Origin of the sequence: Pseudacidovorax sp. (assembly GCF_017991995.1) — a bacterium.
In the GTDB taxonomy this organism is placed as follows: domain Bacteria; phylum Pseudomonadota; class Gammaproteobacteria; order Burkholderiales; family Burkholderiaceae_C; genus Xenophilus.
In genome coordinates this window covers 1-12,391 of record NZ_JAGOPN010000028.1, presented here as the reverse complement: position 1 = coordinate 12,391, position 12,391 = coordinate 1, and the positions used below count along the sequence as shown (strand labels likewise).

13 protein-coding genes are annotated in these 12,391 nt (G+C 69.5%); 6 read left to right on the top strand and 7 right to left on the bottom strand.

Going from position 1 to position 12,391, the window contains the following annotated elements; translation table 11 throughout:
• Positions 1-29: 29 nt before the first annotated feature.
• The 5 genes from KBC94_RS27055 to KBC94_RS27035 form a co-directional block, all read right to left on the bottom strand.
• Positions 30-1,313 (bottom strand): dihydroorotase, encoded by a 1,284-nt coding sequence (locus KBC94_RS27055; protein WP_294378037.1) that lies wholly within the window; start codon positions 1,311-1,313, stop codon positions 30-32.
• A 138-nt stretch (positions 1,314-1,451) separates the two neighbouring features.
• Positions 1,452-2,414 (bottom strand): aspartate carbamoyltransferase catalytic subunit, encoded by a 963-nt coding sequence (locus tag KBC94_RS27050; RefSeq protein ID WP_294378034.1) that lies wholly within the window; start codon positions 2,412-2,414, stop codon positions 1,452-1,454.
• Between the two features lie 87 nt (positions 2,415-2,501).
• Positions 2,502-2,999, bottom strand: a complete 498-nt coding sequence (pyrR, locus tag KBC94_RS27045; RefSeq protein ID WP_294378031.1) for a bifunctional pyr operon transcriptional regulator/uracil phosphoribosyltransferase PyrR — start codon at positions 2,997-2,999, stop codon at positions 2,502-2,504.
• Entirely contained in the window at positions 2,996-3,406 is a 411-nt protein-coding gene (gene ruvX, locus KBC94_RS27040; protein WP_294378029.1) for a Holliday junction resolvase RuvX, read from the bottom strand. The genes pyrR and ruvX overlap by 4 nt, the downstream gene beginning before the upstream one ends.
• Entirely contained in the window at positions 3,399-4,022 is a 624-nt protein-coding gene (locus KBC94_RS27035) for a YqgE/AlgH family protein (RefSeq protein WP_017757870.1), read from the bottom strand. Before KBC94_RS27035 ends, ruvX begins: the two co-directional genes overlap by 8 nt.
• On the opposite strand from KBC94_RS27035, the gene KBC94_RS27030 reads away from it, so the two are divergent.
• Positions 4,023-5,519, top strand: a complete 1,497-nt coding sequence (locus KBC94_RS27030) for a deoxyribodipyrimidine photo-lyase (RefSeq protein ID WP_294378023.1) — start codon at positions 4,023-4,025, stop codon at positions 5,517-5,519. It begins immediately after the preceding gene.
• A 68-nt stretch (positions 5,520-5,587) separates the two neighbouring features.
• On the opposite strand, the gene xdhC is transcribed toward KBC94_RS27030, so the two are convergent.
• Positions 5,588-6,406: a xanthine dehydrogenase accessory protein XdhC gene (gene xdhC, locus KBC94_RS27025; RefSeq protein WP_294378019.1), complete on the bottom strand. Its 819-nt coding sequence runs from the start codon at positions 6,404-6,406 to the stop codon at positions 5,588-5,590.
• A gap of 116 nt (positions 6,407-6,522) precedes the next feature.
• Here xdhC and KBC94_RS27020 point away from each other — a divergent pair, with 116 nt between their 5' ends.
• Positions 6,523-7,029 (top strand): hypothetical protein, encoded by a 507-nt coding sequence (locus KBC94_RS27020; RefSeq protein ID WP_294378016.1) that lies wholly within the window; start codon positions 6,523-6,525, stop codon positions 7,027-7,029.
• 45 nt (positions 7,030-7,074) lie between these two features.
• Here the strand turns inward: KBC94_RS27020 and uraH are convergent, their stop codons facing one another.
• Positions 7,075-7,425: a hydroxyisourate hydrolase gene (gene uraH, locus KBC94_RS27015; protein WP_294378014.1), complete on the bottom strand. Its 351-nt coding sequence runs from the start codon at positions 7,423-7,425 to the stop codon at positions 7,075-7,077.
• 128 nt (positions 7,426-7,553) lie between these two features.
• On the opposite strand from uraH, the gene KBC94_RS27010 reads away from it, so the two are divergent.
• From KBC94_RS27010 to KBC94_RS26995, 4 genes are read left to right on the top strand one after another with little or no spacing between them, the layout of a single operon-like run.
• Positions 7,554-8,219, top strand: a complete 666-nt coding sequence (locus KBC94_RS27010) for a GntR family transcriptional regulator (protein ID WP_234196637.1) — start codon at positions 7,554-7,556, stop codon at positions 8,217-8,219.
• Positions 8,220-8,226: 7 nt separating this feature from the next.
• Positions 8,227-9,186 carry an allantoinase PuuE gene (gene puuE, locus KBC94_RS27005; RefSeq protein ID WP_294378012.1) on the top strand — a complete coding sequence of 320 codons (960 nt, stop codon included), beginning with the start codon at positions 8,227-8,229 and terminating at the stop codon, positions 9,184-9,186.
• Positions 9,187-9,198: 12 nt separating this feature from the next.
• Positions 9,199-10,998 carry a 2-oxo-4-hydroxy-4-carboxy-5-ureidoimidazoline decarboxylase gene (uraD, locus tag KBC94_RS27000; RefSeq protein ID WP_294378010.1) on the top strand — a complete coding sequence of 600 codons (1,800 nt, stop codon included), beginning with the start codon at positions 9,199-9,201 and terminating at the stop codon, positions 10,996-10,998.
• A complete protein-coding gene (locus KBC94_RS26995) occupies positions 10,995-12,233 on the top strand; it encodes a M20/M25/M40 family metallo-hydrolase (RefSeq protein ID WP_294378008.1) in 1,239 nt (412 codons plus the stop codon). The genes uraD and KBC94_RS26995 overlap by 4 nt, the downstream gene beginning before the upstream one ends.
• Positions 12,234-12,391: the final 158 nt, after the last annotated feature.

The window sequence follows — 12,391 nt, the reverse complement described above, 5'->3', positions numbered from 1 at the left end:
GACGAACGCGAAGGAGGCCGGCGCGCCGCTCAGGCGGCCTCGTGCACCAGCTGTCCGCCCACGAAGGTCGCGCGCACTGCGCCCAGCAGCGCGTGGCCGGCGAAGGGCGTGTGCTTGCCCTGGCTGCGCAGCGCCTCGGGCAGCACCTGCCATTCGCGGCGCGGGTCGGCCACCACCACGTCAGCAGGGCCGCCCACGGCCAGGCGGCCGAGTTGCGCGCCGGTCTCGCCCAGCAGGCGCGCCGGCGCCTGGGTGATGGCCTGCACGGCGCGCGAAAGTCCGGCGCCACTGCGCTCGGCCCACCGCAGCGCCAGCGGCAGCAGCAGCTCCAGGCCGGTAGCGCCGGGTTCGCTTTCGGCAAAGGGCAGGGTCTTGGCGTCGGCCTCGACCGGCGTGTGGTCGGAGACCAGCGCGTCGATGGTGCCGTCGGCCAGCGCGGCCGAGAGCGAATCGCGGTCGCGCTGCTGGCGCAGTGGCGGCGTCAGGCGCGCACGGCTGTCGAAGAAGCCGATGTCGGTGTCGGCCAGGTGCAGCGAGTTGATGCTGACGTCGCAGCTCACCGGCAGGCCTGCCGCCTTGGCCTCGCGCACCAGCTGCACGCCGGCCGCGCTCGACAGTCGGCACAGGTGCACGCGGGCGCCGGTGGTCTTCATCATCTCGAAGATGGTGAACAGGGCGATGGTCTCGGCGGCCACAGGCACGCCCGACAGGCCCATGCGCGTGGCCAGCGCGCCGCTGGCGGCCACGCCCTTGCCCAGGTCGCGGTCCTGCGGGCGCAGCCATACGGTGTAGCCGAAGGTGCTGGCGTACTGCAGCGAGCGCTGCAGCACCACGTTGCCGGACAGCGGCACCTCGGCCTGGCCGAAGCCGATACAGCCGGCCTCGGTCAGCTCGGCCATCTCGGTCAGCACCTCGCTCTTCAGGCCGCGCGTGAGAGCGCCTTGCGGAAAGAGGCGGGCCTTCTGCAGCTTCTCAGCGCGGAACTTGAGCATCTCGACCAGGCCGGGCTCGTCGAGCACCGGGTCGGTGTCGGGCGGGCAGACCAGGCTGGTCACGCCGCCGGCCACGGCCGCGGCCATTTCGCTTTCGAGCATGCCTTCGTGCTCGTAGCCGGGCTCACGCAGACGCGCGGCCAGGTCGACCAGGCCGGGCAGCACCAGGCAGCCGCTGGCATCGATGGTGCGCTCGGCGTTGAAGCCAGCAGGCACCTCGCCGATGCCGGCGATGCGGCCATCGGCGATGGCCACGTCAGCCACGCCATCAAGGCCCGAGGCCGGATCGATCACCCGGCCGTGTTGGATCAACGTATTCATCATTCTTCCCATCAGCAAATGGCGTCCGAGCGGCGTAGCGAGCGCGTCGAGGTTGTGCCGAGCAGCGCAGCCGTACTCACGTACGGCGAGCAGCGCAGGCGCAAGATCGGCGCGCGCAGTAGCCGAGCGGGCGCCATTTCATGCTTCGTTACCTGCCACGATGCTCATGACCGCCATGCGGACCGCGATGCCGAAGGTCACCTGCGGCAGGATCACGCTCTGCTTGCCGTCCACCACTTCCGAGGCGATCTCCACGCCGCGGTTGATGGGCCCCGGATGCATCACGATGGCGTCGGGCTTGGCCAGCTGCAGCTTCTCGGGCGTGAGACCGTAGGTCTTGAAGTACTCCTGGCTCGACGGCAGCAGCGCGCCGCTCATGCGCTCGTTCTGCAGGCGCAGCATGATGACCACGTCGCAGTCCTTGATGCCCTCTTCGAGCTTGTGGAAGACCTTGACGCCCATCGGCGCCAGGTCGCCCGGCACCAGGGTGCGCGGGCCCACCACGCGCACCTCGGCGGCGCCCAGCGTGGTCAGCGCGTGGATGTCGGAGCGGGCCACGCGCGAATGCAGCACGTCGCCCACGATGGCCACCGTGAGGTTGGAGAAGTCCTTCTTGTAGTGGCGGATGGTGTACATGTCGAGCAGCCCCTGCGTGGGGTGCGCATGCCGGCCGTCGCCCGCATTGATGACGTGCACATGCGGTGCCACATGCTGCGCGATCAGATACGGCGCGCCCGACTCGCTGTGCCGCACCACGAACAGGTCGGCCGCCATTGCGCTCAGGTTGGCGATGGTGTCGAGCAGCGTCTCGCCCTTGGCCGTGGAGCTGCGGGCGATGTCGAGGTTGATGACGTCGGCCGACAGGCGCTTGGCCGCGATCTCGAAGGTGGTGCGGGTGCGCGTGCTGTTCTCGAAGAAGAGGTTGAACACGCTCTTGCCACGCAAGAGCGGCACCTTCTTGACCTCGCGGTCGCTCACGCTGACGAAGTTGGCGGCGGTGTCCAGGATCTGCGTGACGATGGCCTTGGGCAGGCCCTCGATGGACAGCAGGTGGATGAGCTCGCCGTTCTTGTTGAGCTGGGGGTTGCGTTTGTAGAGCATCCGATCAGGCCTCCCGCCGGGCCGCCCCAAGGGAGGCCTGCGCCCCCTCGGGGGGCAGCGAATACACGAAGTGATGAGCGTGGGGGTTCAACGCACTTCCTCGACATGAAAGCGGAGGCTGCCGTCGTCGCCGCGTGCGAGCGCCAGAAGCTGCGTATCGGGCAGCGTCAGATGCGCCGCCGCGAAGTCCGCCGCCACCGGCAGCTCGCGCCCGCCCCGGTCCACCATCACCGCGAGCCGCACGCAGGCCGGACGGCCGAAGTCGAACAGCTCGTTGAGCACCGCGCGGATGGTGCGGCCGGTGTAGAGCACGTCGTCCAGCAGCAGCACGTCGCTGCCATCGACATCGAAGGGCAGCTGCGTCTGCGCACTGGCGGCCATGCCGCGGCGGGCGAAGTCGTCGCGGTGCATGGCCGAGGAGATGACGCCGGGCGTGCCAGGCAGGCCCAGGTCTTTCTGCAGCCGCTCGACCAGCCAAGCGCCGCCGGAGGTCACGCCCACCAGGCGGGTGTGGTCGCGCATCAGCGGCTTCACGCCGGCCAGCAGCGTCTGGTAGAGCCCCTCGGCATCGGGCAATGCGTTCACGGAAGGTTCCTCAGGAATTGTTCAAGGATGATGCAGGCGCTGGCGGCGTCGGCGTCGCGCGCGCCGGAGGCGATGGCCTCGGTGGTGCTGTAGCGCTCGTCCACCTGGTAGACCGTCAGGCCGAAGCGGCCATGCAGTTGGCGGGCGAAGCGCTGGGCGGCGCGGGTGTTGTCGTGCGCGGCGCCGTCGGGGTGGTAGGGCACGCCCACCACCAGCGCGTCGGGCTGCCATTCGCGGATGCGGGCCTGGATCTGGGCGAAGCGGGCGTCGCCCTCGGCCTTGATCGTGGCCTGCGGCGTGGCGTTGCGCAGCAGGCGGTTGCCGCTGGCCACGCCGGTGCGCTTGAGGCCGAAATCGAAGGCGAGGAAGGTCTGGAAGTGCGCGGGGACGTCGGCGTTCTCAGGCATGGCCGGCTTCCGGCGACAGGGTCCAGGCGGCCAGGCCGAGCAGCGACAGCGCCTTGTCATAGCGCTGCTCCACCGGCGTGTCGAAGATGACGGCCGGGTCGGCGCCCACGGTGAGCCAGGCGTTCTCGGCGATCTCGGATTCGAGCTGGCCCTGCTCCCACGACGAATAGCCCAGGGTGACCAGCACCTTGCGTGGGCCGGCGCCGGTGGCCATGGCCTCCAGCACGTCCTTGGAGGTGGTCATCTCCAGGCCGCCCGGGATGGTCATGGTGGAGGCGTAGACCGAGTGCGGCTTGCCGTCGTCGGCCGGCGGGGCGCCGGTGGTGTCCTCGCCCACGACGGGCTCATGCAGCACGAAGCCGCGTTCGGTCTGCACCGGTCCCCCCTGGAAGACGGGGGCATCGTCGAGGTCGGGGCGGGCCAGGCGCAGCTCGATCTTCTGGAACAGGCCCTTGAGGTCGATGTCGCTCGGCTTGTTGATGATCAGCCCCAGCGCGCCGCGTTCGCCGTGCTCGCACAGGTAGACGACGCTGCGGCTGAAGGCCTGGTCCTGCATGCCCGGCATCGCGATGAGGAAGTGATGCGTGAGATTGGTCAGGGCAGAATCGACGGACATATGCCTCCAATTTTAGTGGCCGTCGACAAGCCCTTCGCCCGGGGGCTCATGTGGTTCCGGCGTGACCTGCGGGTGCAGGACAACGCGGCGCTCTACCACGCACTGCGCAGCTGCCGTGAGGTGGTCTGCGCCTTCGTGTTCGACCGGGCCATCCTCGACGCTCTGCCCCGGCGCGACCGGCGGGTCGAGTTCATCCAGGAGTCGGTGCTGCAGTTGCAGGCCGCCCTGCGCAGCATGGGCGGTGACCTGGTGGTGCGCCATGCCGTGGCCGAGGAAGAGATCGCCCCCCTCGCCCGCCAGCTGGAGGTACAGGCCGTCTTCGCCAACCGTGACGACGAGCCCGCCGCCCTGGACCGCGACGCCCAGGTGCTCGGCGCCCTGGCCAATGCGGGCGTGAGCTTCCAGACCTTCAAGGACCATGTGGTCTTCGAGCGGGACGAGGTGCTGACCCAGGCCGGCGGCGTCTATTCGGTGTTCACGCCCTACAAGCGCGCGTGGATGGCCAAGGCGGAAGACGCCTTCTACCTGAGCCCCTACCCGGTGGAGCGCCATGCCGACGCCCTCATCCCCACGCCGGCCGAGCACCGCACCGAGGTGCCGGCCTTGGCCGACCTGGGCTTCGAGCCCACCAACCTGCACGAGCTGGGCCTGGGCGGCGGCATGGCCGGCGCGCGGCAGCTCTTCGACGAATTCGTCGGACGCATCGACCGCTACGACAGCACCCGCGACTTTCCCGCCGTGCGCGGTCCCAGCTACCTGGGTGTGCACCTGCGCTTCGGCACGCTCTCCATCCGCGAGGCGGCGGCCACCGCCCATGCCCTGGCCGGCAACGGCAGCCGCGGCGCCGCCACCTGGCTGGGCGAGCTGATCTGGCGCGACTTCTATGCCCAGGTGATGGCGCACCGGCCCGACCTGGCCGAGGGCAAGAGCTACAAGCCCGAGTACGACCGCATCCGCTGGCACCACGGCAAGCATGCCGACCAGCTCTTCGCCGCCTGGTGCGAGGGCCGCACCGGCTATCCGCTGGTGGACGCCGGCATGCGCCAGCTGGTGCAGTCGGGCTACATGCACAACCGGCTGCGCATGGTGACCGCAAGCTTCCTGTGCAAGGACCTGGGGTTGGACTGGCGCCGCGGCGAGGCCTTTTTCGCCGAACACCTGAACGACTTCGAATTCGCCTCCAACAACGGCGGCTGGCAATGGGCCAGTTCGAGCGGCTGCGATGCGCAGCCCTACTTCCGCATCTTCAACCCGGTGACGCAGAGCGAGCGCTTCGACCCGGAGGGCAAGTTCATCCGCCGCTACGTGCCCGAGCTCGCCAGGCTGTCCAACAAGATGATCCATGCGCCGTGGCTCGCCAAGCCGGTCGAACTCGAAGCCGCCGGGCTGCGCATCGGGCAGGACTATCCGGCGCCGGTGGTGGACCATGGCGAGGCGCGGCAGCAGACGCTGGAGCGCTATGCAGTGGCGCGGGAAAGCGCCGAGCGCGCGGCCTGAGCGGGGGCTCCCAGCCTTGGCGTTGGTTGGCGTTGGGTCATGCGGCCAGCGCCCGACGCCAGCGGCGTTCAGCCCGCGGCCGCGCGCCGCTGCAGCAGTTGCGCCGCCACCGCGACGGCGATCACCTCGGGCTCCTTGCCCGTCACACCCGGCACGCCGATGGGGCAGGTGACGCGCGCCATCTCGGCCTCGCCGAAGCCGCGCGCTTCCAGCCGATGCCGGAAGGTGGCCCACTTGGTCTTGCTGCCGATCAGGCCCACGTAGGGCAGGTCGCCCCGCTCGCGCAGGCGCCTGAGGCAGGCAATGACGATGTCCAGGTCTTCCGCATGGCTGAAGCTCATGATGAGCACATGCGTGCCCGGCGGCAGCGTGGCCACGGCGTCCTGGACCGGCTCGCTGTGCTCGGTGTGCACCTGAGCCGGCAATGCATCGGGGAAGACGCCATCGCGGCTGTCAATCCAGCGCACCGAATAAGGCAGCGTGGCCAGCAGCCGCGCCAGCGCCAGGCCTACATGGCCGCCGCCGAAGATGGCGACGGGCGCGAGGTGCTCGGTGAGCTGCCGGCGCAGTTCGGCCGCATCGGCTGCCCCCACGCGGCGCATCGACAGATGCACCACGCCGCCGCAGCACTGACCCAGGCTGGGGCCGAGCGGGTAGCGCTTGCGCAGCGGCCCGGCGGCCGGCGACTGGAGCAGGACGTGGGCCTCGTCGATGGCCTGGAATTCGAGCTGGCCGCCGCCGATGGTCGCCGTGAGGCCCTGCGCCCAGACCAGCATCCAGGTGCCGGCCTCGCGCGGGGCCGAGCCTTCGGTGGCCTCGACGCGCACCAGCACGCCGTCTTCGGCGGCCAGACGGGCAAGGCCGTCGTCGAGGGCGCCGGTGCTCATCGCGCGTCCCCAGGCAGCTGCGCGGACCGGTGCCGCGCAGCACCCCGGGCGGGGCCCGCAGGCGCCGTCATCAATGGAAACACGGCCGCGCCGCCGCGCAGGTATAAAGCCGCGCCATGATCAAGAACACCTTCTCGCGCCTGGGCCTGCTGGCCGCCTGCACCGTGGCCGCTGCATGGCTGGCCGGCTGCGGCAGCACCGGCTCCACGGTGCCGGGCCAGATCTCCGACGCCACGGCGCCGCGCGAAGCGGTGGCCGCCGCCGAGCCCGCGGGCAGCTCCCGCGCCCGCACACCGCGCGAGTACCGGCAGGATGCCGCCCGTCATGTCTATGCGCGCAACGCGGATCGCATCTACGCCGGCAAGCTGCCGCCCATGCTCTACGCCGTCGGCGTACTGGAAGTGAAGCTCGACGCGCGCGGCCAGGTGACCGGCATGCACTGGCTGCGGGCGCCGAAGCACGCGCCCGACGCCATCGCCGGCATCGAGCGCACCGTCCTGGCCGCGGCGCCCTACCCGGTCGCCACGCGGCTCGGGTCCGTCGTGTGGACCGACACCTGGCTCTGGGACCGGAGCGGCCGCTTCCAGCTGGACACGCTGAGCGAAGGCCAACTGCAGCAGTAAGGCAGGCCCGCCGCTGCCGAACCGATGCAGAGGCGGGCGACGCATTCAGGACCCCCGGTACGTGGAGTAGCTCCACGGGCTCACCAGCAGCGGCACGTGGTAGTGCTGGTCGGTGTGGGCCACGCCGAAATCCAGCGCCACGCGGTTGAGGAAGTTGGGCTGCGGCAGCTCGACACCGCGCGCCTTGAAATACCCCGCCACATCGAACACCAGGCGATAGGTGCCGGCCTTGAGGCTGCTGTTGTCATACAGCGGCCCATCGCTGCGGCCGTCGTGGTTGAGGGCGAAGCGCCGCACCAGCGTGGCCGCCTCACCGTCCGTCGTGTAGAGCGCCACCTCCATGCCGGCGGCGGGGCAGCCGTGCATCGTGTCCAGTACGTGGGTGCTCAGGCCCATGGGGCATCTCCTTGCGAGTCGTTGAAATGGACGGCAAAACGCACCGGGGTGGGACCGGGGCAGGACCGGGCGATCCGTCCACAAAAGTGTATACACATTTGTGTCGTGAAGCTATCATGCCCGCCATCATGGAGCCGACCACGACACGCGCGATCGTCGATGCCCTGACCCGGGCCATCGTCGAACACCGGCTGCAGCCGGGCAGCAAGCTGGCCGAACAGAAGCTGGCCGACCACTTCGGCGTCTCGCGCACGCTGGTGAGGCAAGCTTTGTTCCAGCTCTCGCAGAACGGGCTGATCCGCCTGGAGCCGGCACGCGGTGCCTTCGTGGCCGCGCCCTCGGCGGACGAGGCCCGCCAGGTGTTCGGCGTGCGCCGCATGCTGGAGGCCGAGATGGCGCGCGAGTTCGCCCGCCAGGCCACGACGGCGCAGATCAAGGCCCTGAAGGAACACGTTGCACAAGAAAAGGCCGCCGTGGCCGGGGAGGACGTGGAAGGTCGAACCGAGCTGCTCGGCGACTTCCATGTGCGCATGGCGGAGCTGATGGGCAATCAGGTGTTGGCGCAGATCCTGAGCGATCTGATCTCGCGCTGCGCCCTGATCACGCTCATGTACCAGAGCGCCGCCGAGGCCGCGCATTCCAACGACGAGCATGCCGACATCGTCCGCGCCCTGGCGGCGCGCGATGGCGACAAGGCTGCGCGGCTGATGACCGAGCACCTGCAGCACGTCGAGGACAACCTCACCCTGGACCGCAAGGTTCCCACCAGCGACATCACGCTGGCGCTTTCCTGAGACCCCCATGCCCACCGTCTACGACGCCACCCTTCCCTATCCGCGCGACCTCGTCGGCTACGGCCGCGATGTGCCGCATGCCCGCTGGCCGGGCGGTGCCCGCATCGCGGTGCAGTTCGTCCTCAACTACGAGGAGGGCGGCGAGAACAACGTGCTGCACGGCGACCCGGGCTCGGAGCAGTTCCTGTCCGAGATGTTCAACCCGGCGAGCTATCCCGACCGGCACATGAGCATGGACGGCATCTACGAATACGGCTCGCGTGCCGGCGTATGGCGCATCCTGCGCGAGTTCGAGCAGCGCGGCCTGCCGCTCACCGTCTTCGGTGTGGGCATGGCACTGCAGCGCTACCCCGAGCTGGCCGTCGCCTTCAAGGAGCTGGGCCACGAGATCGCCTGCCACGGCTGGCGCTGGATCCACTACCAGAGCGCCGACGAGTCGCTGGAGCGCGAGCACATGCGCTTGGGGCTGGAAGCGATCGAGAAGCTCACCGGCGAGCGCCCGGTCGGCTGGTACACCGGGCGCGACAGCCCGCGCACCCACCGCCTGGTGGCCGACGACGGCGGCTTCGAGTACGACAGCGACTACTACGGCGACGACCTGCCCTTCTGGATGAAGGTGCAGAAGACCGACGGCAGCGTGGTGCCGCAACTCATCGTGCCCTACACGCTGGACTGCAACGACATGCGCTTCGCCCTGCCCCAGGGCTATTCGCATGCCGACCCCTTCTTCCAGTACATGAAGGACAGCTTCGACGCGCTCTATGCTGAGGGCGATCCGGCGGGGCTGGACCGGCCCAAGATGCTGAGCATCGGCATGCACTGCCGCCTGCTGGGCCGCCCGGGCCGCATCACGGCGCTGCAGCGCTTTCTGGACCACATCGGCCGCCATGACAAGGTATGGGTGTGCCGGCGCGTGGACATCGCGCGCCACTGGCGCCAGACGCATCCCTTCACCGACGCGGCCTGAGGAGACACGACCATGGCTCTGACCATCGAACAACTCAACGCCGCCTCCGCCGCCGACGCCGTCGCACTGCTGGAGGGCACCTACGAGCATTCGCCCTGGGTGGCCGAAGGCGCGCTGGGGGAGCGGCCCTTCCGCTCGCTGCAGCACCTCAAGGCCGCCATGGCCCAGGTCGTGACGCGCGCGCCGGCCGAGCAGCAGCTCGCCCTCATCCGCATGCACCCGGAGCTGGCCGGCAAGGCGATGGAGACCAACGCCCTCACCGCCGAATCGACCAACGAGCAGAGCAAGGCGGGCCTGACGGCCTGCACGCCCGAGGAGCTGGCGCGCATCCGCGAGCTCAATGCGGCCTACGGCCAGAAGTTCGGCTTCCCCTTCATCCTGGCCGTGCGCGGCCCGCGCGGCACCGGCCTGCCCAAGGCCGAGATCCTGGCCACCTTCGCGCGGCGGCTGAACAACCATCCGGACTACGAGCGGGCCGAGGCGCTGCGCAACATCCACCGCATCGCCGAGATCCGGCTCAACGACAAGTTCGGCGTCTCGCCCGAACTGGGCAACCAGGTGTGGGACTGGCAGGAGCAACTCGCCCTGCACAGCGACCCGGGCTTTGCCGAGCAGGGCCAGCTCACCGTCACCTACCTCACCCAGGCGCACCGCGCCTGCGCGCTGCAGATCAGCACCTGGATGCACGAGGTGGGCTTCGACTCGGTGGAGATCGATGCCGTGGGCAACGTGGTCGGCCGCTACGAGGCCGAGGGCTTCGTCACCAGCGGCGGGCCGGTGCCCGGCGCACCCACGCTGCTGACCGGCTCGCACTACGACACGGTGCGCAACGGCGGCAAGTACGACGGCCGGCTGGGCATCTTCGTGCCCATGGCCTGCGTCAAGGAACTGGCCCGCCAGGGGCGCCGGCTGCCCTTCGCCTTCGAGGTGGTGGGCTTCGCCGAAGAGGAAGGCCAGCGCTACAAGGCCACCTTCATCGGCTCGGGTGCGCTCACCGGCCACTTCAACCCGGCCTGGCTGGACCAGGCCGATGCCGACGGCATCACCATGCGCGAGGCCATGCAGCAGGCCGGCCTGAAGATCGAGGACATCCCGAAGATCCAGCGCGACCCGGCCAAGTACCTGGGCTTCATCGAGGTGCACATCGAGCAGGGCCCGGTGCTCAACGAGCTGAACCTGCCGCTGGGCATCGTCACCTCCATCAACGGTGGCGTGCGCTACGTGGGCGAGATCCACGGCATGGCCAGCCATGCTGGCACCACGCCGATGGACCGCCGCCGCGATGCGGCCTGTGCCGTGGCCGAGCTGATCCTCGCGGCCGAGAAGCGCGCCCGCCAGGACGCCGACTCGGTCGCCACCGTGGGCATGCTGAACGTGCCTGGCGGCTCGATCAACGTGGTGCCGGGCCTGGCCAAGTTCAGCCTGGACATCCGCGCGCCACGCGACGACCAGCGCAATGCCGTCATCGCCGACGTGCTGGCCGCGCTGGAGGAGATCTGCACCCGCCGCGGCCTGCGCTACACGCTCGAAGAGGCCATGCGCGCCGCCGCCGCGCCCAGCCATCCGGACTGGCAGGCCCGCTGGGAGACCGCCGTCGAATCGCTCGGCGTGCCGCTGTTCCGCATGCCCAGCGGCGCCGGCCATGACGCCATGAAGCTGCACGAGGTCATGCCGCAGGCCATGCTTTTCGTGCGGGGCCTCAACGGCGGCATCAGCCACAACCCGCTCGAATCCACCACCAGCGACGACATGCAACTGGCCGTGCTCGCCACGCAGAAGCTGCTGGACAACCTCGCGAAAGAACAACGATGACCGACTACGCCCAGCTCGACGCCTGGATCGACGCCCATTTCGACGAGGAGGTCAAGTTCCTTCAAGAAATGGTGCGCGTGCCCACCGACACCCCGCCGGGCAACAACGCACCGCATGCCGAGCGCACCGCCGAGTTGATCGCCGGCTTCGGCTTCGACGCCGAGAAGCACGCCGTGCCCGCGCAGGAGGTCAAGGACTACGGCCTGGAGTCGATCACCAACCTGATCGTGCGCCGCCGCTATGGCGACGGCGGCCGCACCGTGGCGCTCAATGCGCACGGCGATGTGGTGCCGCCCGGCGAAGGCTGGACGCATGACCCCTACGGTGGCGAGATCGTGGATGGCAAGCTCTACGCCCGCGCTGCGGCCGTGAGCAAGAGCGACTTCGCCAGCTTCACCTTCGCCGTGCGCGCGCTGGAGGCGGTCGCGAAGCCGGCCAAGGGCGGCGTCGAGCTGCACTTCACCTACGACGAGGAATTCGGCGGCATCCTGGGCCCCGGCTGGTTGCTGAAGAAGGGCCTCACGAAGCCCGACCTGATGATCGCCGCCGGCTTCAGCTACGAGGTGGTCACGGCCCACAACGGCTGCCTGCAGATGGAAGTGACGGTGCACGGCAAGATGGCCCACGCTGCCATTCCCACCACCGGCGTGGATGCGCTGCAGGGCGCGGTGCACATCCTCAACGCGCTCTATGCGCAGAACACCCTCTACCAGCAGGTCACGTCGAAGGTGGAAGGCATCAGCCATCCGTACCTCAACGTGGGCCGCATCGAAGGCGGCACCAACACCAACGTCGTGCCCGGCAAGGTGGTGTTCAAGCTCGACCGCCGAATGATCCCGGAGGAGAACCCGGCCGAGGTCGAGGCCGCCATCCGCGACGTGATCGCCAAGGCCGCGGCCGAGTTCAAGACGCCGGCGGGCGGCATCGAGGTCGAGGTCAAGCGCCTGCTGCTGGCCAATTCGATGAAGCCGCTGGCGGGCAACCAGCCGCTGGTCGAGGCCATCCAGAAGCATGGCCAGCAGCTCTTCGGCCAGCCGATTCCGGCCATGGGCACGCCGCTCTACACCGACGTGCGTCTGTACGGCGAGGCGGGCATTCCCGGCGTGATCTACGGCGCCGGCCCGCGCACGGTGCTGGAGTCGCACGCCAAGCGCGCCGACGAGCGCCTGGAGCTGGAAGACCTGCGCCGCGCCACCAAGGTGATCGCGCGCACGCTGGCCGACCTGCTGGCCTGATCCTCCGCGGCCCCCTCCACTGACCGTTCGCGCTGAGGTTCTATGGTTCTCGTCAAGCGACAGTGGCCGCCAGGCGGGCATCGAACATCGCGTGTTGCTTGAACAGCGAGAAGGCCACGCGCATGAGCTTTCGGGCCAGCACCACCAGAGCCGCAGTC

Coding starts and splice junctions, on each gene's coding strand:
- KBC94_RS27055 (WP_294378037.1), bottom strand. CDS start 1,313: ATGAATACGTTGATCCAACACGGCCGGGTGATCGATCCGGCCTCGGGC.
- KBC94_RS27050 (WP_294378034.1), bottom strand. CDS start 2,414: ATGCTCTACAAACGCAACCCCCAGCTCAACAAGAACGGCGAGCTCATC.
- ruvX (WP_294378029.1), bottom strand. CDS start 3,406: ATGCCTGAGAACGCCGACGTCCCCGCGCACTTCCAGACCTTCCTCGCC.
- KBC94_RS27035 (WP_017757870.1), bottom strand. CDS start 4,022: ATGTCCGTCGATTCTGCCCTGACCAATCTCACGCATCACTTCCTCATC.
- KBC94_RS27030 (WP_294378023.1), top strand. CDS start 4,023: ATGCCTCCAATTTTAGTGGCCGTCGACAAGCCCTTCGCCCGGGGGCTC.
- xdhC (WP_294378019.1), bottom strand. CDS start 6,406: ATGAGCACCGGCGCCCTCGACGACGGCCTTGCCCGTCTGGCCGCCGAA.
- KBC94_RS27020 (WP_294378016.1), top strand. CDS start 6,523: ATGATCAAGAACACCTTCTCGCGCCTGGGCCTGCTGGCCGCCTGCACC.
- uraH (WP_294378014.1), bottom strand. CDS start 7,425: ATGGGCCTGAGCACCCACGTACTGGACACGATGCACGGCTGCCCCGCC.
- KBC94_RS27010 (WP_234196637.1), top strand. CDS start 7,554: ATGGAGCCGACCACGACACGCGCGATCGTCGATGCCCTGACCCGGGCC.
- puuE (WP_294378012.1), top strand. CDS start 8,227: ATGCCCACCGTCTACGACGCCACCCTTCCCTATCCGCGCGACCTCGTC.
- uraD (WP_294378010.1), top strand. CDS start 9,199: ATGGCTCTGACCATCGAACAACTCAACGCCGCCTCCGCCGCCGACGCC.
- KBC94_RS26995 (WP_294378008.1), top strand. CDS start 10,995: ATGACCGACTACGCCCAGCTCGACGCCTGGATCGACGCCCATTTCGAC.